Here is a 22,075-nt window from a genome sequence, read left to right on the forward strand (position 1 = left end):
TGGTGGCGGAGTCGGGCGAGGCCTACGATTCGCACATGGGGTTCATCATGTACGACAGCACGAGCCAGCTCCACATCGAGGACCGCGCGCTCGCGCACCTCAAGGTCGTGATCGCGACGAAGCTCCGACGCAACGAGAGCTTCACGGTGTCGTGGACCCACCCCGAGGGCGATGCGTACGGACGCTCCACGATCTGGCTGCATCCGTCGATCCCGCTGCGCTTCACGTTCGAAGGGCGGGAGCCGCCCAAGCTGAACCCGAAGTGGATCGATGACCTCATGCAATCGGCGAACTCCACCGGAGGCATCACGCTCGTCGACGAGATCGTCCAGGGCTCCACGACCGAGTGACAGCGAAGGAGCCCCACCTCGTGAGAGGCGGGGCTCCTGGCATCCGGACGAGCGGCTCAGTGCGAGCGGTCCGGGTCTTCGGCGCGCACGTCGTCCCCGTCGTCATCCGATCCGTCCGTGGGCGGAACGGTGCGCGGCTCGCCCTTGTTGTCCTCGGCGCCGAGGTTGTCGTTCTCCTCGGGGCCGGGGGAGGGCTCGGTGCTGATGTCGTTGCGGTCGCTGTCGTTATCCATGGGCGTTCCTTTCCTCGGATGCCTCCAGCCTCGTCCATCACCGGCCGCAGGCCCAGCCGCTTGACAGCCGACCGGATGGTGTGTGCCGTCAGCGGGGGCCTTCGATGAGGAGGAGTCCTTGCTTCGTGTCGGCGACCTTCACCCAGCCGTCGCCGAAGAGGTAGGTCATGCCGTACCCGTCCTCGTCCGTGCTCATGGCGAACTGCGGGTCCTCGGTGACGTACGTGCCCTGGGCGTCTTCCTCGCTCCGCCACCCCTCCTCCTCGAGGCCCGCCTGTGCGCGCTCCGCCTCCTCGATGGACAAGGGAGACCAGCCGTACATCTGCCCGTGGTCCGAGGGCACGCTGAAGTCCGCCCAGAAGCAGAGGAGTCCCTGTGTCAGCTCGACGTCCCCGACGCGGAACTCGCGCGGCTCTGCCGTCCAGCCGGCGTCGGTGAGGGCCGCGACGGTGCCTTCGGAGATCATCGACTCGCACGTGAGCTCGTCCCCGCCCGGTGTCGCGCCCGCGCCGCCGTCTCCCGTGGGAGCGGCAGAGCCCGGCGCCGACGGATCAGGGGTGCCGCCACCCGTGCACGCGGTGAGGGCGGCTCCCGCGAGCACGAGACCGATCAGGATCGCGAGTCGTCGGGTGGTCATCGTGGCCTCGGAGAGTCAGTCGTGCAGGAGACGGAGGAACTGGTCGTGAAGGGTGCCGTTGGTGGCGAGTGTCGAGCGCGCCGAGATCGTCTCGGAGCCGTCGAATGCCGTCATGCGCCCGCCGGCCTCGTTCACGATCGCCACAGCCGCTGCGATGTCGTACTCTTTCACATCGAACTCCGCGACCGCCTCCAGTCGCCCTTCGGCGAGGAGCATGTAGGCGTAGACGTCGCCGTACGCCCGATCGCGCCAGACGTGCTCGCTCAGGCGCAGCAGGGCATCCAGCTGCCCGGCGTCACGCCACTGCGCGATGCTCTGGAAGCTCACGCTGGCCTCGTCCAGCGAGGAGACGGTCGAGGTGGCGAGACGGCGCTCGGTGCGGTCGCTGAGGGTCCAGGCGCCATGTCCGGCCGCCGCCCACCAGCGTCGACCGAGGGCGGGCATGCTGACCACGCCGACGCGCGGCACGCCGTCGATCGCGAGAGCGATCATCGTGCCCCACAGAGGAACGCCGCGGAGGAAGTTCGCGGTGCCGTCGATCGGGTCGATGATCCACTGCCGGGCGGTGCTGCCCTGAGCGCCGAACTCCTCGCCGAAGATGCCGTCGTCGGGTCGTTCCTCCTCGAGGATCCGGCGGATCGCCCGCTCCGTCGCCAGGTCGGCGTCGGTCACGTGCGAGTGGTCCGCCTTCGTGGAGATCTCCAGGTCGGCGGCGTCGAAACGCGGGAGCGACTGGGCATCCGCGGCGTCGGCGAGGCGAAGGGCGAGCTGGAGGTCGGCGCGCAGGTCGGCGGCGTCGGGAGTGGCGGTCACGCTCTCAGGATAGTCGCCGCCCCGACCGCGCCCGCAGAGACCATCGGCCAGGATCAGGGGCGAAACGCCCGAGCCACGCCCGGGCCGCGCCGGATTTCGTGTCGGCGCCAACCGCTGGTAATGTAATTCCTCGGTCGGGGTTATCCCGGGCCACGCACCTCTAGCTCAATCGGCAGAGCAACTGACTCTTAATCAGTGGGTTCAGGGTTCAAGTCCCTGGGGGTGCACGGAACAAGCCTCAGAGATCTCGCCATCTCCGAGGCTTTTTCTCTGCCCGTTTCGGGGCCGGATCGCTCGGGCCGGGATGGAAACCGTGCCTTTCGCGGCCGGGAGAGGCACCTTCTCGAACCCGCACGGGGCGGGAGGGGCGGCGGGATCTGGGGGGTGGGGCGCGCGTCAGGCGCGGCGGACGGACAGCAGCTGCCAGCCCTCGGGAACCTTCGCCTCGATGCCCGCCATGTCGTCGGCCTCGATCTGCTCGACGCCGTCGACGCGCTGGAACGTTCCTGTCGCCTCCATCTTCGCCTCGCCCTTGAGCATGCGCACCGGGGCGGAGGTGAGCGCGTAGCCCGGTTCACGATGAGCATCGAGCTGGGTGTGGACGTCTTCGAGGGATGTCCCGGTGACGTCGACGGTCATGGATCCTCGGGGGCGGATGAGGGCGACGAGCATCCGTCCAGTCTACGAGCGGACCGTGCTGCTCAGAGATCCCAGTCGAGCGTGGAGCGCACGTCGACGGGGGCGTCGTGACCGGCGTCCTCGCGGATCAGGTAGACGACGACACGCGACTGCGCGGTGATGAGCACGCTCGTCAGAGTGTCGCCGGTCGCCAAGTCGATGAACGTCGGTTGCGAGCGCGCCGCCGCTTCGATCCGAGACATGAGGTCCGCGACATCCGTGCTGCGAGGCAGGAGGAAGTCGTGCCCATCGATCTCGATGTGCGTCGTCGTCATTCCCGTCTGGTTCCCCATGCGCTCCACGGTACGAACCTCCTCGGAACCCGACAAGAGGGGTTGAACCCCGTCGAAGAGCGTGTTAGGACCGCGTGAGAGCGCTCTCGCTGCCGTCCGACAGCTGCTGCTCCGCAGGCTCGGGGACGAGGTACAGACCGCTCGGGGCGTTGGCGGTGAATGCGAGGGCCTCGATCCAGGCGCGGTTGACGCTGGGCTGGCGACTGCCGTGGTACTTGTACACGAGCGAGCTGCCGGCATGGATCCAGACCGTCGTCCGGCCGCCGCCCATGCTGACGTCGTCCTTCCACGTGAAGCCGAAGGGCTCGCCACGGCGGAGCTTCGCGGTCATGACCAGCTGGATGTGAGTGAGAGCGCGGTCTTCGATATCGACCTTGACGCTGTTCTCGTAGATGAACTTGCCCATTGCAAGATTCCCTTCTCGCCACGGGAACCTGTGCGAAGAGGCGCGGACGCGATGACCGCTGGTGTGGGGTGTGCTCAGCGTGTCACACTTCTGCCCGTTCTCCTACCCGACCGGGGTGTCGTGCGTCGTCGCGTGTCTCCCTGTTTCAGGCCACCGGATCGAGAAGCGTGGGATCGGACGGGTCGACGGTGCGCGTGTTGCTCACCTTGCGGCCCACGACGTGTCCGCGGAGCGTCGCCGCGACATCGGCGGAGGTGTGATCGAGCATCGCCAGCGTGTCGAGCTTGGTCTGCCCGGTGAGCTTCTCCGGTGTGAGCCACGCGTCCCAGGTGTCGGGAGTCAGGAAGGCGGGCATCCGGTCGTGCACCTCCCCACCGGCGTCGCGTGCCTCCCGCGTGACGACGACGAAGCAGCGCACCTTCTCTCCTTCGTGCTCCATCGACCAGGTGAGGCCGGCGGCGGCGAGCAGGCCGTCACCGTGGAGGAAGTGCGGGGTCTTGTGGCCCTTCTCGCCCGTCCATTCGAAGTACCCGCGCATCGGGACGAGGCACCGCGCGGCGGAGAACGCCGGCGCCCAGAACCCGGCGGCGAGCTTCTCCATCCGGGCGTTGATCAGCGGGGCGCGCTGCGGACGGTTGGGGGGACTCTGCCAGTCCCACCTCACGAGTTCGAGGATGCGGCCCTCGCCGCGGTCCCGGACGATGGGGGCGCTCTCGGTGGGCGCGATCGAGTAGGCGCCGTGCCAGGACTTCCACCAGTCCTCCGGGCGGCCGCCCTCGGCGACGAACTCCTGGATCAGCTCGTCCGTCGCCGCGTCGTTCGCGAATCGTCCGCACATGTCGTCGCCTCCGTCTCGCCGGTCGCTCGCGCCGCGGCCCGCATCGCCTCCATCATGAGGCATGGCGCGGACATCCGGGGTGTCAGACCACGTCGATCACGGTGCCGCCGGTCAGATCCGACAGCTGGGCGAAGGTCAGCGGCATGACGGTGTGCGGGTGGCCGGCCGCCGCCCAGACCACGTCGTTTACCTGCAGGGCACTGTCGATGAAGGTGGGGAGGGGCGTGGGGTGGCCGACGGGCGCCACTCCGCCGATCGCCTGTCCGGTGGCCTCACGGACGACGGCGGGCGGAGCCATGACCACCGCACGCGCCCCGATGCTCCGCGCGAGGACCGCGAGATCCGCGCGGTGCCCGCCGCTGGTCATGACGAGGACGGGACGGCCATCGGCGAGGAAGACGAGGCTGTTGGCGATCGCTGCGACGTCGCAGCCGATGGCGGCGGCGGCCTCCGCGGCGGTGCGGGCGGAGTCGGGAAGGACCCGGATCTCGGTCTCCACGCCGGCGGCGTGGAGGTGTTCCTGCACCCGTCGGCTGCGCTCGGGGAGGGGAGGGGCGTCGGTCATGTCCCCACGGTAGCCGAGCGGGTCAGCCGGCGTCGCCGACGAGGATCGCCGCCGCGTCCTCGGTGGCCACGTCGCCCGGCTCGTCGTCGATGTGCGCGAGGACCTTCCGGCCGAGGAGGATCGTCAGTGCGGCCAGCAGGACCGCGGCGGCGGCGAAGAGATACGGCACCGTCGCGCTGAACAGGTGCCACAGCAGAGCCGCGATCGGCGGGGCCATCGCGCCGCCGAGGAAGCGGACCGCGGAGTAGGCCGAGGAGGCGACGGAGCGGGGGAGGTCGGTCGCCTCCATCACGGCTTCGGTCAGCACGGTGTTCATGACGCCGAGGAGCAGGCCGCCCACGATGATGCACACGACGAGAGCGGCAGGTTCGGCGACCACCAGCCCCGCGACGACGAGGTCGACGGCGAGCAGCGGCAGCACGGTGAGGATGACGTGGGTCCTCGGCATCCGGCGCATCAGCACCGGCGCGACCCACACGCTGGTGATCGCGAGGGCGACACCCCAGCCGAAGAACGTCAGGCCGATGCCCATCGCTCCGAAGCCCAGGGGGAAGGGCGAGAACGCGAGCAGCACGAAGAAGCCGATGTTGTAGAACAGGGCGGCCACGGCGAGGATCGCGAGCGCGGGACGGCGCAGAGCCGTGAAAGGGGCGGAGAACTTCACCGGCGTGCGCTTCTCGCCCGGCCCCCGCAGCAGCACGAGCACGGCGATGAAGGCGATGGCCATCAGGGCCACGACGCCGAAGAACGGTCCTCGCCAGCTCTGCTCACCGAGGATGCCGCCGAGCAGGGGACCCACGGCGATGCCGAGGCCGAGCGCCGCCTCGTACAGCACGATGGCCGCGCTGCTGCCGCCGGATGCGGCACCGACGATCGTGGCCAGCGCCGTCGAGATGAACAGCGCGTTGCCCAGCCCCCAGCCGGCACGGAAGCCGATGACCGCGTCGACGCTGCCGCTGATCGCGCAGAGGAAGGCGAACACGACGATCAGGCCGAGACCGACGAGGAGCGTGGCCTTGGCGCCGATCCGGCTGGAGATCCAGCTGGTGACGAGCATCGCGAGGCCGGTGACGAGGAGGTAGCTGGTGAACAGCAGTTCCGTCTCGACCGGCGTGGCCTCGAGCGACTCCGCGATCGCCGGGAGGATGGGGTCGACGAGTCCGATCCCCATGAAGGCGACGACGCACGCGAAGGCGACGGCCCATACCTGGGCGGGCTGCCGCCAGACCGAGGGGGCGGGGGATGCGGGGGCGGTGTTCAACGGATGTCTCCTGTCCGGTCGGCAGAGGTGTGGGCGGCGAGGATCTCGGCCGCACGGGTGAGGGCATGCCAGTCGTCGTCGTCGAGGTCGGCGAACCGCGGTGCGATCGTCTCCCGGAACTCGGAGCGCCAAGCGGCCAGGGCCGCCGTGCCGTCGGGGGTCGCGGCGACGACGGTGGCACGGGAATCGTCGGGATCGGGGGAGCGGCGGATGAGGCCCTCGCGTTCGAGGGCGCCGAGCAGCCGGGTCATGCCGGGCTGTGTCGTGCGGGCTGCCGCGGCGAGCTCGCCGACGCGATGGGGGCCTGACTGGTCGAGCAGGCTGAGCACCCGCCACTGCGCGGCGGGGGCCTCGTTCCCCGCGTCTTGGGCGGCGATGCGACCCAGCGCGTAGCCCGACAGGACGAGCGACGGGATGACCTCGGAGCGATTCATACCAGAAAGTATATACCTTTGGGTATGTATCGAGGTCACCGTCGGGCGTGCGCGATCCTCGCGGAGAGCTGATGCGCGTGCGCGAGGAGGATCCGGCCCAGCTCGGCCTGACGCTCCGGGCCGAAGCGGAACGCGACACCGGTGAGGCTGAGGGCCCACTCCGGGCGTCCGGCGCGGTCGAACACGGCCGCGCCGAGGCCCCAGCTCCCCTCGACGATCAGGCCGGGGTTGACGGCGAACCCGCGCTCCTTCGTCTCGGCGAGGCGCTTCCGCAGCGGGCGCTCGCCATGAGCGCGTCCCCAGTTCTCGACGAGCTCCGGATGGCGCTCCAGGTAGGCATCCACATCGTGGTCGGGGAGGAAGGCGAGGATCGCCAGGCCCGCGCTCGCCACGCCGAGCGGGAAGCGCACTCCCTCGCTCAGCACGAACGAGCGGATGGGGAACGAGCCCTCTTCCCGCAGCAGGCAGACCGTCTCGTCCGCGCGGCGGACGGAGAAGAATGCGCTCTCCTCGGTCTTCACCGCGAGCGACCGCACGATGTCCCGGGCCAGGGCGGTCACGTCGTATCGAGCGGCAGCCACGGACCCCATGAGGAAGAGCTCGGGTCCCGGCATCCAGCGCGTGCTGTCGGCGTCGCGGTCCACGAGTCCCTCCGCGCGGAGGGCACTGAGCAGGCGATGTGTGGTGGGTCGGGAGAGCCCGGCGCGTGCCGCGAGCTCCTGCAGGGTGGCGCCGTCGGTGCCGGCCGCCGTCACCAGGCGCAAAAGCCGAGCCGCCCGCGCGACGGCCTGAGTGCCGGGGACGGCGTTCGTCACAGTGTCCACATCGTGGACGCTAGTGGTGCGGGCGTCCACATCGCAAGAGGGTGCTGGCCGTGGCTCCGCCGGGGCGAGAGGCTGGAGGGGACACGGAACCGAAGGAGCAGACGTGATCGACAAGCAATGGGAGTCCGCGGCCGCCGCGGTCGCCGACATCCCGGACGGCGCCTCGCTCGCGGTCGGAGGCTTCGGGCTCTCCGGGAACCCGATCGCCCTCATCGAAGCGCTCCTCGCCCAGGGCACGACCGACCTGAGCGTCGTCAGCAACAACTGCGGGGTGGACGACTGGGGGCTCGGCATCCTGCTCGCCGCGCAGCGCATCCGGAAGATGACGTCGTCGTACGTGGGGGAGAACAAGGAGTTCGAGCGGCAGTTCCTGTCCGGGGAGCTCGAGCTGGAGCTGACCCCGCAGGGCACGCTCGCCGAGAAGCTGCGGGCGGGAGGATCCGGAATCGCGGCGTTCTTCACCCAGACGGGCGTCGGCACCCAGGTGGCCGAGGGCGGTCTGCCTCGCCGGTACCACGCCGATGGCTCGATCGCGGTGGCCTCGCCGCCCAAGGATGTACGCACGTTCACGGTGCACGGCGAACCGCGCGAGTTCGTGCTGGAGGAGGCGATCACCACCGACTTCGCCCTGGTCCACGCGGTCCGCGGCGACCGGCACGGCAACCTCGTGTTCCGGAAGGCGGCGCGGAACTTCAACCCGCTCGCCGCGATGGCCGGGCGCGTGTGCATCGCGCAGGTGGAGCGGCTCGTCGAACCGGGAGAGCTCGACCCGGACGCGATCCACCTGCCCGGCGTCTTCGTGCACCGGATCGTCGAAGTCGGCGAGGACATCCCCCAGCGCATCGAGCGACGGACCGTCGCCGCGGAAGGAGCCTGACATGGCGCTCACGAGAGACCAGATGGCCGCGCGTGCGGCGGCCGAGCTGCCGGACGGCGCGTATGTGAACCTCGGCATCGGCCTGCCCACCCTCGTGCCGAACCACGTCCCGTCCGACGTGACCGTGGTGCTGCAGTCGGAGAACGGCATCCTCGGGGTCGGGCCCTATCCGCGGGAGGCCGACGTCGACCCGGATCTCATCAACGCGGGGAAGGAGACGGTGACCACGCTGCCCGGGGCGGCGTTCTTCGACTCCGCCCTCAGCTTCGGCATGATCCGCGGCGGGAAGATCGATGCCGCGATCCTCGGGGCGATGCAGGTCTCCGCCTCGGGAGATCTCGCGAACTGGATGATCCCCGGCAAGATGGTCAAGGGCCCCGGGGGCGCGATGGACCTCGTGCACGGCGCCGGACGGGTGATCGTGCTGATGGAGCACGTCGCCAAGGACGGCTCGGCGAAGATCGTCGACGCCTGCACGCTGCCGTTGACCGGACGCGGCGTCGTGGACCGGATCATCACGGACCTCGCGGTGATCGACGTGACGCCGGACGGGCTCGTCCTGGTCGAGCTCGCGCCCGATGTCACGGTGGAGCAGGTGCGGCACGCCACGGAGCCGCCTCTCCGCCTCGCCCCGGAACTGGACAACGGAAGGACCGAGATCAATGAGTGAGAACGATGTCGTCATCGTCGCCGCGGCGCGCACCCCGCAGGGGCGGCTGAAGGGGCAGCTCGCCGCCTTCACCGCGCCGCAGCTGGGGTCGTTCGCGATCCGCGGTGCGCTGGAGCAGGGCGGAGTGGACCCGGCTGACGTCGACGCGGTCATCGTGGGACAGGTGCTGGCCGCGGGGTCTGGTCAGAACGCCGCCCGTCAGGCCGCCATCGGCGCGGGAATCGGCTGGGACGTCCCCGCCCACTCCGTGAACAAGGTCTGCCTGTCCGGGCTCACGGCCGTGATCGACGCGGCGCGCATGATCCGGACCGGGGACGCCGAGGTCGTCGTCGCCGCCGGCATGGAGTCGATGACCCGAGCACCCCATCTGCTCATGGGATCGCGCGAGGGCTGGACCTACGGCACCGTCGAGGTCCTCGACCACATGGCCTACGACGGGCTGACGGACGCCTACGACCGGGAGAGCATGGGCGCGTCCACGGAACGGCACAACGCGCGCTACGAACTCACCCGGGAGGCCCAGGACCAGGTCGCCGCGCTCTCGCATCAGCGCGCCGCCGCCGCGCAGGAGAGCGGTGTGCTCGACGCGGAGATCGTCGCCGTCGAGGTGCCGCAGCGCCGGGGCGAACCGGTGCGCGTGACCAGGGACGAGGGCGTGCGCCCCGAGACGACGGTGGAGACCCTCGCGGGACTGCGAGCCGCCTTCGCCGAGGGTGGCTCGATCACGGCGGGTAACTCGTCCCAGATCTCGGACGGCGCCTCCGCCGTGGTCGTCACGACGCGGGCGACCGCCGAGGCCAAGGGCTGGGCGGTGCTCGTGACCGTCGGCGCGAGCGGCCAGACCGCCGGCCCGGACAACTCGCTCCAGGCGCAGCCGGCGCGAGCGATCGAGCAGGCGTGCCGGAAACAGGGCATCACCCCGCAGGACCTCGACCTCGTGGAGATCAACGAGGCGTTCGGGGCCGTCGTGGCCCGCTCGCAGACCGAGCTCGGGCTGGACGGTGAGATCGTCAACGTGCACGGCGGCGGCATCGCGATCGGTCATCCGATCGGTGCCTCCGGCAACCGTCTCGTGGTGCACGTCGCGCACGAGCTGGCCCGCCGGGGAGGCGGAACCGCGGCGGTCGGCCTGTGCGGCGGCGGCGGTCAGGGCGAGGCGCTCATCCTCACGCGCTGACGCGGGAGGCGCGGGGGTGCGTCAGGACCGCTTGTCCTGGGCGTGCCCCTGCGCGTCGGCGAGGGCCTTCTGCGAACGGAACTGCAGACGCTGCGCCTTCTTGGACTTCTTCACCGACTGCGGGGAGTCCGCGTCCACCGGCACGCCGTGGCGTTCGCGGCGCATGTCGACGACCGCGCCGACCGCGAGCGCCATCGTGATGCCCCAGCTCACCCACGACAGGAGCGAGCGCCAGGTGATGGGTTCGTTGCGGGTGCCGCGCAGCAGCGAGATCCCAGCCGAGATCGCGGCGACGAGTCCGGTGCTGAAGAGGTAGCGCATGCCCCTACGGTACCCGCAGCCGGGGTGCGCGGGCCGGAGCCTTGACAAGCCGGGGGAGAGGCTGGCAGGGCGCCCGCCCAGGGGCACCGGATATCATGGAAGGGTCGCGGTTCGCCCGCGGCCGCAGAAACCGTGTATCTACCGGCCGTCGGCGTCTCCGGCGGACAGCGGCGGCACCCGACATCGCGTCGTCGACGCGCGAGAGCCATGACACACGCCAGCACCACGCCCGATACCGCCGAGCCGAGCCTCTTCCGCCTCGCCGGCCTGCCCTACTTCCTGATCGCGTTCATCGCGCGTCTGCCCTTCGCCATGATGGTGGTCGGTGTGCTGACCGTCGTCGTATCGGCGCGGGAATCCCTGTCCCTCGGCGGGCTCACGTCCGCTGCGGTCGGTCTCGGCACCGCCTGCTTCGGTCCGCTCCTGGGCGCCGCCGCCGACCGCTTCGGCCAGCGCACGGTCCTCCTCGCGCTCGCCGTGGGCAACGCGGCGATGCTCCTGCTCTTCACCGCGGTGGTCTATGGTCCGGCCGCCGACGGCTTCGTGCTTCTCACCGCGATCGGCATCGGCGCGACGGCCCCGCAGGTGGCGCCGCTCTCGCGCTCCCGTCTGGTCACGATCATCGGCGAGCGGATGCCGGCGGAGCGCCGCGCCCGCACGGTCTCCGGCACGATGGCGTACGAGTCGGCCGCCGACGAGACCGTCTTCGTGTTCGGTCCTTTCCTCGTGGGTGTCCTCGCCTCGGCACTCGCGCCCTGGGCGCCGCTGGTCGGCGCCGCCGTGCTGACCCTGGTGTTCGTCGGGGCCTTCGCGCTGCACCCGAGCGGACGGCATGTGTCGCAGGACCGCACCGAGGACGGCCGGGCGCCGTCCGCCGTGTCCGAGCTGTTCCGGCCGCAGCTCCTCATCGTCGTCCTCGGCATCCTGGGAGTCGGCATCTTCTTCGGGACCATGCTCACCTCGCTCACGTCGTTCATGGCCGACCTCGGTGCCCCGGAGCAGGCGGGCCTGCTGTACGGCGTGATGGGCGTCGGCTCCGCGCTGCTGGCCCTGGGTGTCGCGTGGCTCCCCGCGCGGTTCTCGCTCCGGGCGCGATGGCTCGTGTTCTCCGGAGTCCTCCTCGCCGGCTCGCTGCTGCTCGGCATCGTCGACTCGCCGGCGGGGATGATGCTCGCCCTGGCCATCATGGGCATCGGCATCGGTCCGACCCTCGTCACCCAGTACAGCTTCGGAGCGGCGCGGAGCCCCCGTGGCCGGTCGGCGACGGTGATGACGATGCTCGGCTCCGGGGTGATCGTCGGCCAGTCGATCGGTGCCGCGGTGGCGGGGGAGATCGCGGAGAGCCTCGGCACGTCGGCCGCCCTCGTGCTTCCGATGATCGCGGCCGGCATCGCGTTCGCGGCGGGTCTCGCCAACTGGGCCCTCAGCGGTCTGCACCGCGGAACGTCCGCTGTCAAGGCCTGAGCGCGGACCAGCGGTCGGCGCTCATCCTCGGTAGGTTGGAAGCTCCTGGACCGAGGAGTGCCCCTGTGACCGCTGCTGATTTCGTCGTCGTCGCCAACCGCCTCCCGGTGGACCGGGTCGTGGGGCCGGACGGCGAGGAGACCTGGCGGACGTCGCCCGGGGGACTCGTCGCCGCACTCGAGCCGATGATGCGCCGCGTGCACGGCGCCTGGGTCGGCTGGCCCGGTCAGCCGGACGTGGAGCTCGAGGCCTTCGATGCCGATGGGATCCATCTCATCCCGGTGACGCTGAGCTCCGAGGAGGTCGCGGACTATTACGAGGGCTTCGCCAACGACACGATCTGGCCGCTCTACCACGACGTCATCGCCCCGCCGCAGTACCACCGTGAGTGGTGGGAGGCGTATGTGCGGGTCAATCGCCGGTTCGCCGAGGCTGCCGCGGCCGCCGCCGCTGAGGACGGGACCGTCTGGGTCCACGACTACCAGCTCCAGCTCGTGCCCCAGATGGTCCGCGAGCTGCGCCCCGATGTCACGATCGGCTACTTCCACCACATCCCGTTCCCCGCGCACGGCCTCTACGCTCAGCTTCCCTGGCGCGACCAGGTCCTCCGCGGACTGCTCGGCGCCGACGTCATCGGCTTCCAGCGGGCGCAGGACGCGACCTACTTCCTCACCGCGGTGCGGCGCCGGCTGCGCTACGAGGTGAAGGGGCCGAACATCACGGTCCCTGAGCAGGGCGGGTCGCGGACGGCGATCGCCAAGGCGTTCCCGATCTCCATCGACACCGCCCCGTACCTCGAACTCGCCGCGCGGGAGGACGTCCGGGCGCGGGCCGCGGAGATCCGCGCGAGCCTCGGCAACCCCAAGCGCATCCTCCTCGGCGTCGACCGCCTGGACTACACCAAGGGCATCGGGCACCGGATCAAGGCCTACGGCGAGCTCCTCGAAGACGGCCGCCTCGATGTGGAGGACGTCACCCTCATCCAGGTGGCGAGCCCGAGCCGGGAGCGGGTGGACGCCTATGCGCACCTCCGGGACGAGATCGAGCTCGCGGTGGCCCGCATCAACGGCGACCACGACACGGTCGGCCACTCCGCCATCCGCTACCTGCATCAGGGATACCCGCGCGAGGAGATGGTCGCCCTGTACCTCGCGGCGGACGTCATGCTCGTGACGGCGCTGCGCGACGGCATGAACCTCGTCGCGAAGGAGTACATCGCCACGCGGACGGACAACCGCGGCGTGCTGGTGCTCAGCGAGTTCACCGGCGCGGCGGACGAGCTCCGTCAGGCCGTGCGCGTCAACCCGCACGACATCGCCGGGCTCAAGGACGCGATCATGGAGGCCGTGGAGATGTCGCCCGCCGAGCAGGGACGCCGCATGCGGTCCCTGCGCCGACGGGTGCTCGACAACGACGTGAACGCCTGGTCGTCGTCCTTCCTCGAGGCCCTCGCCGACGTCCGCAGCCGCTGACCGCCCTTCCTGCACCCCCTTCTTCCTCTCGATCGGAGACACCGTGACGCGCCCCTGGATCCCCGGAACCGCCGACGCCGACCTCACCGCCCTCGCGACGACGCCGCGCCTGGTGGTCGCCCTCGACTTCGACGGCACCGCGTCCCCGCTCGTCGTGGACCCCATGGCCGCGCGGGCGCTTCCCGAGGTGGCCGTGCAGATGGATCGCCTCGCTGCGATGCCCGACACCGTGGTCGCCTACGTCTCCGGGCGCAGCATGCACGACCTCCGGGAGATCACCGAGCACACCGACGACTCCGTCGTCGTCCTCGCCGGCTCCCACGGCGCGCAGTACTGGTTCCCCGGCGAGGGGGCCGCCGACGCGCCGGGCGATGCGACCGAGACCGGGGCGCGGGAGGAGCTGTGGGCTGCCGCGCAACCGATCATCGACCGTTACGAGGGGGCGGAACTGGAGCCCAAGACGTTCGGCATGGGCGTGCACACTCGCCGCGCGGACCGGGACACCGAGGAGAAGGTCTTCGCCGAGATCGATGCCCTCGTCGCCGAGCGCTTCCCGCAGTGGCGGCGGCGTGCCGGCCACCGGGTGCTGGAGTTCTCGTCGCGGAACGAGGGGAAGGACGCCGCGATGATCGCCCTCCGTGAGCGCTTCGACGCGACGGGCATCCTCTTCGCCGGCGACGACGTGACCGACGAGGATGCGATGCGCGTGCTGCAGGAGGGCGACCTCGGCGTGCGCGTCGGGCCGGGGGAGAGCGCCGCGACCCTCCGTGTGGACTCTCCACAACAGATCGCCGCGCTTCTGGAGACGCTCGCGAACGAGAGGGCCGTCGCGCAGGAATAGACTCTCGTCATGTCCTCGCATGATCCCTCCGCCAGCGCGCCCATCGACATCAAGCCCCGCAGTCGCGTCGTCACCGACGGCATCGAGGCCACGACCTCCCGCGGCATGCTCCGCGCCGTCGGCATGGGTGACGCCGACTGGGACAAGCCGCAGATCGGCATCGCGTCGAGCTGGAACGAGATCACGCCCTGCAACCTGAGCCTCGACCGGCTCGCTCAGGGCGCGAAGGAGGGCGTGCACTCCGGCGGCGGGTACCCGCTGCAGTTCGGAACCATCTCCGTCTCGGACGGCATCTCGATGGGCCACGAGGGGATGCACTTCTCGCTCGTCTCCCGCGAGGTCATCGCCGACTCGGTCGAGACCGTGATGATGGCCGAGCGCCTCGACGGCTCCGTCCTCCTCGCGGGCTGCGACAAGTCGATCCCCGGCATGCTCATGGCCAGCGCGCGCCTCGACCTGTCGAGCGTCTTCCTCTACGCCGGGTCGATCGCGCCGGGCTGGGTCAAGCTCTCGGACGGCACCGAGAAGGACGTCACGATCATCGACTCGTTCGAGGCGGTCGGTGCCTGCCGTGCCGGCCTCATGAGCGAGGAGGACCTCAAGCGCATCGAGTGCGCCATCGCTCCCGGTGAGGGCGCGTGCGGCGGCATGTACACGGCCAACACCATGGCCTCCGTCGCCGAGGCGCTCGGGCTCAGCCTCCCGGGCTCCGCCGCGCCGCCCGCCGCCGACCGCCGTCGCGACTACTTCGCGCACCGCTCGGGGGAGGCGGTCGTGAACCTGCTCCGCCAGGGGATCACGACGCGCGACATCCTCACCAAGGAGGCGTTCGAGAACGCGATCGCCCTCGCGATGGCCCTCGGCGGCTCGACCAACGTCGTCCTCCACCTGCTCGCGATCGCCCGCGAGGCCGAGGTCGAGCTGAGCCTGCACGACTTCAACCGCATCGGCGACAAGGTCCCGCACGTGGCCGACATGAAGCCGTTCGGCAAGTACGTCATGAACGACGTCGACCGGCACGGCGGCATCCCCGTGATCATGAAGGCCATGCTCGACGAAGGGCTGCTGCACGGCGACGCGCTCACGGTCACCGGCAAGACGCTAGCCGAGAACCTCGCCGAGCTCGACCCGCAGCCGATCGACGGCGAGGTCATCCACACGTTCGACAACCCGATCCACGCCACCGGCGGCCTGACGATCCTGCACGGATCGCTCGCGCCGGAGGGTGCCGTGGTGAAGACCGCCGGCTTCGACGCTGCCGTCTTCGAGGGCCCCGCGCGGGTGTTCGAGCGGGAGCGCGCCGCCATGGACGCGGTCGCCGAGGGCAGCATCGAGCCGGGGACGGTCATCGTCATCCGGTACGAGGGCCCCAAGGGCGGACCGGGCATGCGCGAGATGCTCGCCATCACCGCGGCCATCAAGGGCGCGGGGCTCGGAAAAGATGTACTACTCTTGACGGACGGACGATTCTCAGGCGGCACAACCGGCCTGTGCATCGGCCACATAGCACCCGAAGCGGTGGACGCAGGTCCTATCGCCTTCGTGCGCGATGGTGATCTGATACGGGTCGATATCGCAGCTCGCTCTCTCGATCTACTCGTCGACGAGGCAGAGCTCGCCTCCCGCCGCTCTGGCTGGGAGCCGCTTCCCCCGCGCTACACCCGAGGCGTTCTTGCCAAGTACTCGCGCCTCGTGCGGTCCGCCGCCGAGGGAGCGACGACCGGCTGATCCATCGACCGGCTCAGCAACCGCTCGATCGGAGCGCCGGTGTCCCGCACAGTTCATCAGAAGGAAAGTCATGACTGCTGACTCCGTCTCGGCCGTGCCGAGGCCGCCCGCCCGTCCATCCGCTCCGGAGATCACCGGTGCGGAGGCCGTCGTCCGCTCGCTCGAGCTTCTCGGCGTCACGGACGTCTTCGGCCTTCCCGGCGGCGCGATCCTCCCGGTCTACGACCCGCTCATGGACGCCTCGCAGCTGCGCCACATCCTCGTGCGGCACGAGCAGGGCGCGGGTCACGCGGCCGAGGGCTACGCGTCCGCGTCCGGCAAGGTCGGCGTGTGCATCGCCACCTCCGGTCCCGGAGCGACCAACCTCGTCACGGCGATCGCCGACGCCTACATGGACTCGGTGCCGCTGCTCGCGATCACCGGCCAGGTGTTCTCGACGCTGATGGGGACGGACGCGTTCCAGGAGGCCGACATCGTGGGGATCACGATGCCGATCACCAAGCACTCGTTCCTGGTGAAGGACGCCGCCGACATCCCCGGTGCCATCGCCGCGGCCTACGAGATCGCCGGCACCGGTCGTCCCGGTCCCGTGCTCGTGGACATCACCAAGGATGCGCAGCAGGCGACGGCCCCGTTCGTGTGGCCGCCGAAGATCGACCTCCCCGGGTACCGACCGGTGACCAAGGCGCACGGCAAGCAGATCCAGGCGGCAGCCGCCCTCCTCGCCGAGGCGAAGAAGCCGGTGCTGTACGTGGGTGGAGGCGTCGTCCGCGGCCGTGCCGCGGCCGAGCTGCTCGAGCTCGCCGAGTCGACCGGCGCGCCCGTCGTCACCACGCTGATGGCGCGCGGCGCGTTCCCCGACTCGCACCCGCAGCACCTGGGCATGCCGGGCATGCACGGCACGGTTCCCGCCGTGCTCGCGCTGCAGGAGGCCGATCTCCTCGTCTCGCTCGGCGCCCGGTTCGACGATCGCGTCACGGGCAAGGCCGCGCTGTTCGCGCCGCACGCGAAGGTCGTGCACGTCGACATCGATCCGGCGGAGATCTCCAAGATCCGCGCGGCCGACGTGCCGATCGTGGGCGATGTGCGCGACGTGCTCACCGATCTCGATGCCGCCTTCCGCGGAGCGACGGCCGACGCGAAGCCCGACATCGAGGAGTGGTGGTCGTACCTCGACGGACTCCGCAACGAGTTCCCCCTCGGGTACGCGCCGACGACCGACGGGCTGCTCGCCCCGCAGTACGTGATCCAGCGCATCGGAGAGCTCACCGGTCCGGAGGGCATCTTCGCCTCCGGTGTGGGGCAGCACCAGATGTGGGCTGCGCAGTTCATCAAGTACGAGCGCCCGAACGCCTGGCTGAACTCCGGCGGCGCGGGCACGATGGGCTACTCGGTGCCGGCGGCCATGGGCGCCAAGGTCGCGGAGCCGGAACGCCAGGTCTGGGCGATCGACGGCGACGGCTGCTTCCAGATGACCAATCAGGAGCTCGCCACCTGCGCGATCAACAACATCCCGATCAAGGTCGCGATCATCAACAACTCGTCTCTGGGCATGGTCCGGCAGTGGCAGACGCTCTTCTACGACGGCCGTCATTCCAACACCGACCTGAACACCGGGCACGGCACGATCCGCATCCCCGACTTCGTGAAGCTCGCGGAGGCCTACGGCTGCCTCGCGATCCGCGTGGAGAAGGAGGAGGAGGTCGACGCCGCCATCCAGCTCGCGCTGGAGACGAACGACCGCCCCGTCGTGATCGACTTCGTCGTGAGCGCCGACTCCATGGTGTGGCCGATGGTGCCGCAGGGGGTCAGCAACAGCTATGTCCAGTACGCGCGCGACCACGCGCCCGCGTTCGACGAGGAGGACTGAGCCATGTCGACCCACGTCCTGAGCCTGCTGGTGGAGAACACCCCCGGCCTCCTGACCCGCGTCGCCGGCCTGTTCGCGCGCCGGGGCTTCAACATCGACTCCCTCGCCGTCGGCGTGACCGAGGTGCCGGGGATCTCCCGCATCACGGTCGTCGTCGACGTGGAGGAGCTGCCGCTCGAGCAGGTGACCAAGCAGCTCAACAAGCTGATCAACGTCATCAAGATCGTCGAGCTCGACCCGGCGTCGTCCGTGCAGCGCGAGCACATGCTCGTGAAGGTGCGCACCGACAACGCCAGCCGTTCGAACGTGATCGAGGTCGTCAACCTCTTCCGCGCCTCGGTCGTCGACTACGCCGCCGACGCCCTCGTCATCGAGGTCACCGGAGACAAGGGCAAGGTCGAGGCGCTGCTGCGCGCTCTGGAGCCCTTCGGCATCAAGGAGATCGCCCAGTCCGGCCTCCTCGCGATCGGCCGCGGCGGCAAGAGCATCACCGAGCGCGTCCTGCGCGGCTGACCCTTCGACAGACTCAGGGACCGCGCGTCCCGCACAACCACAACCAAGGAGAGAAACCAGTGAGCACCGAGATCTTCTACGACGACGACGCCGACCTGTCCCTGATCCAGGGCAAGAAGGTCGCCATCGTCGGCTACGGCTCGCAGGGCCACGCCCACGCCCAGAACCTGCGCGACTCGGGTGTCGAGGTCGCGATCGCCCTCAAGGAGGGCTCGAAGTCCGCCGCGAAGGCCGAGGAGGCCGGCTTCCCCGTGAAGACCGTCGCCGAGGCGACCGAGTGGGCCGACGTCATCATGATCCTCGCGCCGGACCAGCACCAGCGCACGATCTACAGCGAGTCCATCGCCCCGAACCTGACGGCGGGCAAGACCCTGGCCTTCGCGCACGGCTTCAACATCCGCTTCGGCTACATCGACGCTCCCGAGGGTGTCGACGTGATCCTCGTCGCGCCGAAGGCTCCCGGTCACACCGTGCGTCGCGAGTTCGTCGCCGGCCGCGGCATTCCGGACATCATCGCCGTCGAGCGCGACGCGTCCGGTCACGCCTGGGACCTCGCGCTCTCGTACGCGAAGGCGATCGGCGGCACCCGCGCCGGCGTCATCAAGACGACCTTCACCGAGGAGACCGAGACCGACCTGTTCGGCGAGCAGGCCGTGCTCTGCGGTGGCATGAGCCACCTGGTGCAGGCGGGCTTCGAGACCCTCGTCGAGGCAGGCTACCAGCCGCAGATCGCCTACTTCGAGGTCCTGCACGAGCTCAAGCTCATCGTCGACCTCATGTGGGAGGGCGGCATCGCCAAGCAGCGTTGGTCGATCTCCGACACCGCCGAGTTCGGCGACTACGTGTCCGGCCCGCGCGTGATCGACGAGCGCGTCAAGGAGAGCATGAAGGGCGTCCTGTCCGACATCCAGTCCGGCGCGTTCGCGAAGCGCTTCATCGAGGACCAGGACAACGGGGCCGAGGAGTTCCTCGCCCTCCGCGCCAAGGAGGAGCAGCACCCGATCGAGGCGACCGGCAAGGAGCTGCGTTCGCTCTTCGCCTGGAAGCAGCAGGACGAGGACTACGTCGACGGCAGCGCCGCGCGCTGATTCGACTCGCGAACGAACGGGCGTCCCCTCGGGGGCGCCCGTTCGGCGTTCCGCACAGCATTCACGGGCGCAGACATCGGATGTCTGTGCCAGGATGGACGCATGCGACAGGAATGGTTTGATGACGCCCGCTTCGGCATGTTCGTCCACTTCGGCCTCTACAGCGGAGCCGCGCGGCACGAGTGGGTGCAGAACTACGAACGCCTCACCGACGAGGAGTACCGCCCCTATTTCGACAACTTCGATCCCGACCTCTTCGATGCCGCGGCCCTGGCGAAGACCGCCAAGGAGACGGGGATGGGCTACGTCGTGCTCACGACCAAGCACCATGACGGCTTCTGCCTCTGGGACTCGAAGCTGACCGACTTCACCTCCGTCACGGCGGTCGGACGGGACCTCGTCCGCGAGTACGTCGACGCCCTCCGTGCCGAAGGGATCCGCGTCGGCCTCTACCACTCGGTCATCGACTGGCATCACCCCGACTTCACGGTGGACTGGAACCACCCCCGACGCGACGACGAGAACGCGCACGCCCTGAACGAGGGGCGCGACATGGCCCGCTACCGGGAGTACCTGCATGGTCAGGTCCGCGAGCTGCTCACCGAGTACGGCGACATCGACTACCTGTTCTTCGACTTCACCTACCCGGAGTCCAAGGACGGCTGGGAGGGGAAGGGGCCGCAGGACTGGGACGCCGAGGCGCTGCTCGCGCTGTGCCGTGAGCTGCAGCCGGAGATGCTCGTCAACGACCGGCTCGGCATCCCCGCGGACTTCGTGACGCCAGAGCAGTACCAGCCGACGGCTCCGATCGTCCGCGACGGCGTGCCCCTCGTGTGGGAGGCGTGCCAGACGCTCAACGGCTCCTGGGGCTATCACCGGGACAACACCGACCAGAAGTCGCCGGTGCTGCTCGTGCAGATGCTCGTCGACTCGGTGTCGATGGGCGGCAACATGCTGCTCAACATCGGTCCGGATGGCCGCGGGGCGATCGCCCCCCGGGACGCGGCGACCCTCGCCGAGATCGGCGAGTGGATGCGGCTCCACGACCGCGCCGTGATCGGGGCCGGTCATGCGCCGTTCACGCCGCCCCGAGAGGGCGTGTACACGCTCCGCGGCGACCGGCTCTACCTGAGCCTGTTCAGTTGGCCGCTGGGCTTCGTGCATCTGCCGGGACTCGCGGGCAGGGTCTCGTATGCGCGCCTGCTGAACGACGGGTCCTGGCTGCGCACGAGCATCAGCGACCCGGACCAGCAGGCCGACCTGATGACGCCGGCAGGCGAGGCCGAGGGGACGCTCACGGTGCATCTCCCGGTACGGCGTCCCGACGTGCTGATGCCGGTCATCGAGCTGCGCCTGACAGGGGAGTGAGGCCGTCGGTGGCGGCGGCTCAGGCCGTCGCCACCGGGATCTCCATGCCCTCCAGCGCGAGGCGTGCGGCGCCGTGCAGGATCGCGTCCGCGCCGGTGGCCGCGGCCTCGATCCGCAGGCGCTGGGTCGCGAGCGGGTGGCAGGCCTCGTAGACCCGGCTGCGCACCGCGGCGATGAACGGCTCGGAGGCGCTCATGCTCCCGGTGAGGAAGAGGGCGTGCGGGTTGAAGAAGTTCACGACCCCGGAGAGCGCCTGACCCAGGTGGGTCCCGGCGGTGCGGACGAGCGTCGTCGCCAGCGGGTCCGCGTCCCGTGCCAGTGTCAGCACGTCGGCCGTGGTGCGGACGTCGGTGTTGCCGCGCTCGCGCATCTGGCGGACGAGGCTCGCGCCGCTGGCCACGGTCTCCAGGCAGCCGGTGTTGCCGCAGGAGCAGGGGATGTCCCCGCTGCCGTCGATGCGCGTGTGCGTGATGTCGCCGGCCGCAGCGGTGGCCCCGCGGTGGATATGGCCGTCCACGATGATCCCGCTGCCGATCGCGGTGCCCGCCTTGACGGTGATGCTGTGCTGGGTGTGCCCGAGCTGGCGACGGTGCTCGCCGAGGGCGGCGAGATTGGCGTCGTTGTCGACGACGACGGGGACGCCGTGGCGCTCCGCGAGGTGCTCGCCGACGCGGAATCCAGGCCACCCCGGCATCCGCGAGGGCTGATCCACGGAGCCGGTCGCGACGTCGACGGGGCCGGGCAGGCTCACGCCGATCGCGTGGACCCGCGTCTCGGCGATCAGGCGCTCGAACACCTCCGACACTCTCTCCAAGGTGGCCTCCGGACCGTCCGCGACGTCGATCGCGATGGTCTCCGAGTGGAGCAGGCCGCCGCTGAGGTCGTGCCGCCCGATGCGGGCATGGCGCCCGCCGAGATCGGCGGACAGCACGATGCCGTCGCCGGCGATCCGGAGCACGCGCGGCCGTCGCCCCCCGCGGGAGGTGCCGGCCCCGGCCTCCTCCAGCACGCCGGCATCGAGAAGCGCCTGTACGCGCAGGCCGACGGTGGAGGCGGCCACGCCGAGGGCGGAGGCGAGCTCCGAGCGGGAGCGGGCCTGCCCGCGCGCGACGAAGTCGAGGATGCGCCGTGTGTGCGGATCGTCGACGGGGGTGTCGGCGGGGTTCGTCATGGAGGCCCTTCGTCTCGGAGCATCGTCAGCGTAGCGGGGGTGTCGCATGTTTCGGGGGAGTGACGAATTATCACCACCCTATAAACATCGGATGTTCAGCTTGCGGCACCTTGCGAACTATGACAGCGTAACTTCATACGAAATCCTAATTGGTTAGTTCGAGTCTCGAAATAACCGTTCCGT

Annotated in this window: 25 protein-coding genes and 1 tRNA gene; 13 read left to right on the plus strand and 13 right to left on the minus strand. The window is 70.0% G+C overall.

Annotated features, from left to right (window positions below):
- The first annotated feature begins 35 nt into the window (after positions 1–35).
- Positions 36–350 carry a DUF7882 family protein gene (locus BLU02_RS00505; protein WP_025103247.1) on the plus strand — a complete coding sequence of 105 codons (315 nt, stop codon included), beginning with the start codon at positions 36–38 and terminating at the stop codon, positions 348–350.
- 56 nt (positions 351–406) lie between these two features.
- Here BLU02_RS00505 and BLU02_RS17310 read toward each other — a convergent pair whose 3' ends face one another.
- From BLU02_RS17310 to BLU02_RS00515, 3 genes are all read right to left on the minus strand, one after another.
- The gene (locus BLU02_RS17310) at positions 407–583 is read right to left on the minus strand and encodes a hypothetical protein (RefSeq protein ID WP_157546950.1); all 177 of its coding nucleotides are present in this window, start codon (positions 581–583) and stop codon (positions 407–409) included.
- Positions 584–671: 88 nt separating this feature from the next.
- A complete protein-coding gene (locus tag BLU02_RS00510) occupies positions 672–1,220 on the minus strand; it encodes a hypothetical protein (RefSeq protein WP_060920995.1) in 549 nt (182 codons plus the stop codon).
- 15 nt (positions 1,221–1,235) lie between these two features.
- The gene (locus BLU02_RS00515) at positions 1,236–2,033 is read right to left on the minus strand and encodes an inositol monophosphatase family protein (RefSeq protein ID WP_060920994.1); all 798 of its coding nucleotides are present in this window, start codon (positions 2,031–2,033) and stop codon (positions 1,236–1,238) included.
- Between the two features lie 154 nt (positions 2,034–2,187).
- Between BLU02_RS00515 and BLU02_RS00520 the strand changes: the two genes are divergently transcribed.
- Positions 2,188–2,260: transfer RNA gene (locus BLU02_RS00520), tRNA-Lys, on the plus strand.
- Positions 2,261–2,429: 169 nt separating this feature from the next.
- On the opposite strand, the gene BLU02_RS00525 is transcribed toward BLU02_RS00520, so the two are convergent.
- The 8 genes from BLU02_RS00525 to BLU02_RS00560 form a co-directional block, all read right to left on the minus strand.
- Entirely contained in the window at positions 2,430–2,705 is a 276-nt protein-coding gene (locus tag BLU02_RS00525) for a hypothetical protein (RefSeq protein WP_060920993.1), read from the minus strand.
- A gap of 29 nt (positions 2,706–2,734) precedes the next feature.
- A complete protein-coding gene (locus BLU02_RS00530) occupies positions 2,735–3,004 on the minus strand; it encodes a hypothetical protein (RefSeq protein WP_060920992.1) in 270 nt (89 codons plus the stop codon).
- A 64-nt stretch (positions 3,005–3,068) separates the two neighbouring features.
- On the minus strand, positions 3,069–3,410 hold the full coding sequence (locus BLU02_RS00535) for a DUF7882 family protein (RefSeq protein ID WP_060920991.1): 342 nt from the start codon (positions 3,408–3,410) through the stop codon (positions 3,069–3,071).
- A 145-nt stretch (positions 3,411–3,555) separates the two neighbouring features.
- Positions 3,556–4,248, minus strand: a complete 693-nt coding sequence (locus tag BLU02_RS00540; protein WP_060920990.1) for an SOS response-associated peptidase — start codon at positions 4,246–4,248, stop codon at positions 3,556–3,558.
- A gap of 82 nt (positions 4,249–4,330) precedes the next feature.
- Positions 4,331–4,813: a YbaK/EbsC family protein gene (locus tag BLU02_RS00545; RefSeq protein WP_060920989.1), complete on the minus strand. Its 483-nt coding sequence runs from the start codon at positions 4,811–4,813 to the stop codon at positions 4,331–4,333.
- Positions 4,814–4,835: 22 nt separating this feature from the next.
- On the minus strand, positions 4,836–6,074 hold the full coding sequence (locus BLU02_RS00550; protein WP_060920988.1) for an MFS transporter: 1,239 nt from the start codon (positions 6,072–6,074) through the stop codon (positions 4,836–4,838).
- Complete coding sequence (locus tag BLU02_RS00555; protein ID WP_060920987.1) at positions 6,071–6,508, minus strand: MarR family winged helix-turn-helix transcriptional regulator; 438 nt, start codon at positions 6,506–6,508, stop codon at positions 6,071–6,073. The genes BLU02_RS00550 and BLU02_RS00555 overlap by 4 nt, the downstream gene beginning before the upstream one ends.
- Positions 6,509–6,543: 35 nt before the next feature.
- Positions 6,544–7,332, minus strand: coding sequence for an IclR family transcriptional regulator (locus BLU02_RS00560; protein WP_060920986.1), 789 nt, complete (start codon positions 7,330–7,332; stop codon positions 6,544–6,546).
- Positions 7,333–7,435: 103 nt separating this feature from the next.
- On the opposite strand from BLU02_RS00560, the gene BLU02_RS00565 reads away from it, so the two are divergent.
- Genes BLU02_RS00565 through BLU02_RS00575 form a run of 3 tightly spaced genes read left to right on the plus strand, consistent with a single transcriptional unit; the run spans position 7,436 to position 10,056 of the window.
- Positions 7,436–8,209: a CoA transferase subunit A gene (locus tag BLU02_RS00565; protein ID WP_060920985.1), complete on the plus strand. Its 774-nt coding sequence runs from the start codon at positions 7,436–7,438 to the stop codon at positions 8,207–8,209.
- Position 8,210: 1 nt separating this feature from the next.
- Positions 8,211–8,879: a CoA transferase subunit B gene (locus tag BLU02_RS00570; RefSeq protein ID WP_174521412.1), complete on the plus strand. Its 669-nt coding sequence runs from the start codon at positions 8,211–8,213 to the stop codon at positions 8,877–8,879.
- The gene (locus tag BLU02_RS00575; RefSeq protein WP_060920984.1) at positions 8,872–10,056 is read left to right on the plus strand and encodes an acetyl-CoA C-acetyltransferase; all 1,185 of its coding nucleotides are present in this window, start codon (positions 8,872–8,874) and stop codon (positions 10,054–10,056) included. The genes BLU02_RS00570 and BLU02_RS00575 overlap by 8 nt, the downstream gene beginning before the upstream one ends.
- 21 nt (positions 10,057–10,077) lie before the next feature.
- Here BLU02_RS00575 and BLU02_RS00580 read toward each other — a convergent pair whose 3' ends face one another.
- Entirely contained in the window at positions 10,078–10,377 is a 300-nt protein-coding gene (locus BLU02_RS00580; RefSeq protein ID WP_025103262.1) for a hypothetical protein, read from the minus strand.
- A gap of 207 nt (positions 10,378–10,584) precedes the next feature.
- Here BLU02_RS00580 and BLU02_RS00585 point away from each other — a divergent pair, with 207 nt between their 5' ends.
- From BLU02_RS00585 to BLU02_RS00620, 8 genes are all read left to right on the plus strand, one after another.
- Positions 10,585–11,841, plus strand: coding sequence for an MFS transporter (locus tag BLU02_RS00585; RefSeq protein WP_060920983.1), 1,257 nt, complete (start codon positions 10,585–10,587; stop codon positions 11,839–11,841).
- 65 nt (positions 11,842–11,906) lie between these two features.
- On the plus strand, positions 11,907–13,313 hold the full coding sequence (locus tag BLU02_RS00590; protein WP_060920982.1) for an alpha,alpha-trehalose-phosphate synthase (UDP-forming): 1,407 nt from the start codon (positions 11,907–11,909) through the stop codon (positions 13,311–13,313).
- Positions 13,314–13,356: 43 nt separating this feature from the next.
- Positions 13,357–14,154 (plus strand): trehalose-phosphatase, encoded by a 798-nt coding sequence (gene otsB, locus BLU02_RS00595; protein ID WP_082749910.1) that lies wholly within the window; start codon positions 13,357–13,359, stop codon positions 14,152–14,154.
- A gap of 9 nt (positions 14,155–14,163) precedes the next feature.
- On the plus strand, positions 14,164–15,882 hold the full coding sequence (gene ilvD, locus BLU02_RS00600) for a dihydroxy-acid dehydratase (RefSeq protein ID WP_060920981.1): 1,719 nt from the start codon (positions 14,164–14,166) through the stop codon (positions 15,880–15,882).
- 70 nt (positions 15,883–15,952) lie between these two features.
- Positions 15,953–17,752 (plus strand): acetolactate synthase large subunit, encoded by a 1,800-nt coding sequence (locus BLU02_RS00605; RefSeq protein WP_060920980.1) that lies wholly within the window; start codon positions 15,953–15,955, stop codon positions 17,750–17,752.
- Positions 17,753–17,755: 3 nt separating this feature from the next.
- On the plus strand, positions 17,756–18,265 hold the full coding sequence (ilvN, locus tag BLU02_RS00610) for an acetolactate synthase small subunit (RefSeq protein WP_025103268.1): 510 nt from the start codon (positions 17,756–17,758) through the stop codon (positions 18,263–18,265).
- A gap of 59 nt (positions 18,266–18,324) precedes the next feature.
- Positions 18,325–19,353 (plus strand): ketol-acid reductoisomerase, encoded by a 1,029-nt coding sequence (gene ilvC / locus BLU02_RS00615; RefSeq protein ID WP_060920979.1) that lies wholly within the window; start codon positions 18,325–18,327, stop codon positions 19,351–19,353.
- Between the two features lie 102 nt (positions 19,354–19,455).
- Complete coding sequence (locus BLU02_RS00620) at positions 19,456–20,721, plus strand: alpha-L-fucosidase (RefSeq protein ID WP_060920978.1); 1,266 nt, start codon at positions 19,456–19,458, stop codon at positions 20,719–20,721.
- 19 nt (positions 20,722–20,740) lie between these two features.
- Here the strand turns inward: BLU02_RS00620 and BLU02_RS00625 are convergent, their stop codons facing one another.
- Positions 20,741–21,892 carry an ROK family transcriptional regulator gene (locus BLU02_RS00625; RefSeq protein WP_060920977.1) on the minus strand — a complete coding sequence of 384 codons (1,152 nt, stop codon included), beginning with the start codon at positions 21,890–21,892 and terminating at the stop codon, positions 20,741–20,743.
- Positions 21,893–22,075 lie beyond the last annotated feature (183 nt).

The sequence above is a fragment of the Microbacterium paraoxydans genome (assembly GCF_900105335.1).
GTDB lineage: Bacteria > Actinomycetota > Actinomycetes > Actinomycetales > Microbacteriaceae > Microbacterium > Microbacterium paraoxydans.

Bases quoted from the DNA above. Each gene is read 5' to 3' on its own strand.
- BLU02_RS00505 (WP_025103247.1), top strand. From the start codon at position 36: ATGGGGTTCATCATGTACGACAGCACGAGCCAGCTCCACATCGAGGAC.
- BLU02_RS17310 (WP_157546950.1), bottom strand. From the start codon at position 583: ATGGATAACGACAGCGACCGCAACGACATCAGCACCGAGCCCTCCCCC.
- BLU02_RS00510 (WP_060920995.1), bottom strand. From the start codon at position 1,220: ATGACCACCCGACGACTCGCGATCCTGATCGGTCTCGTGCTCGCGGGA.
- BLU02_RS00525 (WP_060920993.1), bottom strand. From the start codon at position 2,705: ATGCTCGTCGCCCTCATCCGCCCCCGAGGATCCATGACCGTCGACGTC.
- BLU02_RS00530 (WP_060920992.1), bottom strand. From the start codon at position 3,004: ATGGGGAACCAGACGGGAATGACGACGACGCACATCGAGATCGATGGG.
- BLU02_RS00535 (WP_060920991.1), bottom strand. From the start codon at position 3,410: ATGGGCAAGTTCATCTACGAGAACAGCGTCAAGGTCGATATCGAAGAC.
- BLU02_RS00540 (WP_060920990.1), bottom strand. From the start codon at position 4,248: ATGTGCGGACGATTCGCGAACGACGCGGCGACGGACGAGCTGATCCAG.
- BLU02_RS00545 (WP_060920989.1), bottom strand. From the start codon at position 4,813: ATGACCGACGCCCCTCCCCTCCCCGAGCGCAGCCGACGGGTGCAGGAA.
- BLU02_RS00555 (WP_060920987.1), bottom strand. From the start codon at position 6,508: ATGAATCGCTCCGAGGTCATCCCGTCGCTCGTCCTGTCGGGCTACGCG.
- BLU02_RS00570 (WP_174521412.1), top strand. From the start codon at position 8,211: ATGGCGCTCACGAGAGACCAGATGGCCGCGCGTGCGGCGGCCGAGCTG.
- BLU02_RS00575 (WP_060920984.1), top strand. From the start codon at position 8,872: ATGAGTGAGAACGATGTCGTCATCGTCGCCGCGGCGCGCACCCCGCAG.
- BLU02_RS00580 (WP_025103262.1), bottom strand. From the start codon at position 10,377: ATGCGCTACCTCTTCAGCACCGGACTCGTCGCCGCGATCTCGGCTGGG.
- BLU02_RS00585 (WP_060920983.1), top strand. From the start codon at position 10,585: ATGACACACGCCAGCACCACGCCCGATACCGCCGAGCCGAGCCTCTTC.
- ilvD (WP_060920981.1), top strand. From the start codon at position 14,164: ATGTCCTCGCATGATCCCTCCGCCAGCGCGCCCATCGACATCAAGCCC.
- BLU02_RS00605 (WP_060920980.1), top strand. From the start codon at position 15,953: ATGACTGCTGACTCCGTCTCGGCCGTGCCGAGGCCGCCCGCCCGTCCA.
- ilvN (WP_025103268.1), top strand. From the start codon at position 17,756: ATGTCGACCCACGTCCTGAGCCTGCTGGTGGAGAACACCCCCGGCCTC.
- BLU02_RS00620 (WP_060920978.1), top strand. From the start codon at position 19,456: ATGCGACAGGAATGGTTTGATGACGCCCGCTTCGGCATGTTCGTCCAC.
- BLU02_RS00625 (WP_060920977.1), bottom strand. From the start codon at position 21,892: ATGACGAACCCCGCCGACACCCCCGTCGACGATCCGCACACACGGCGC.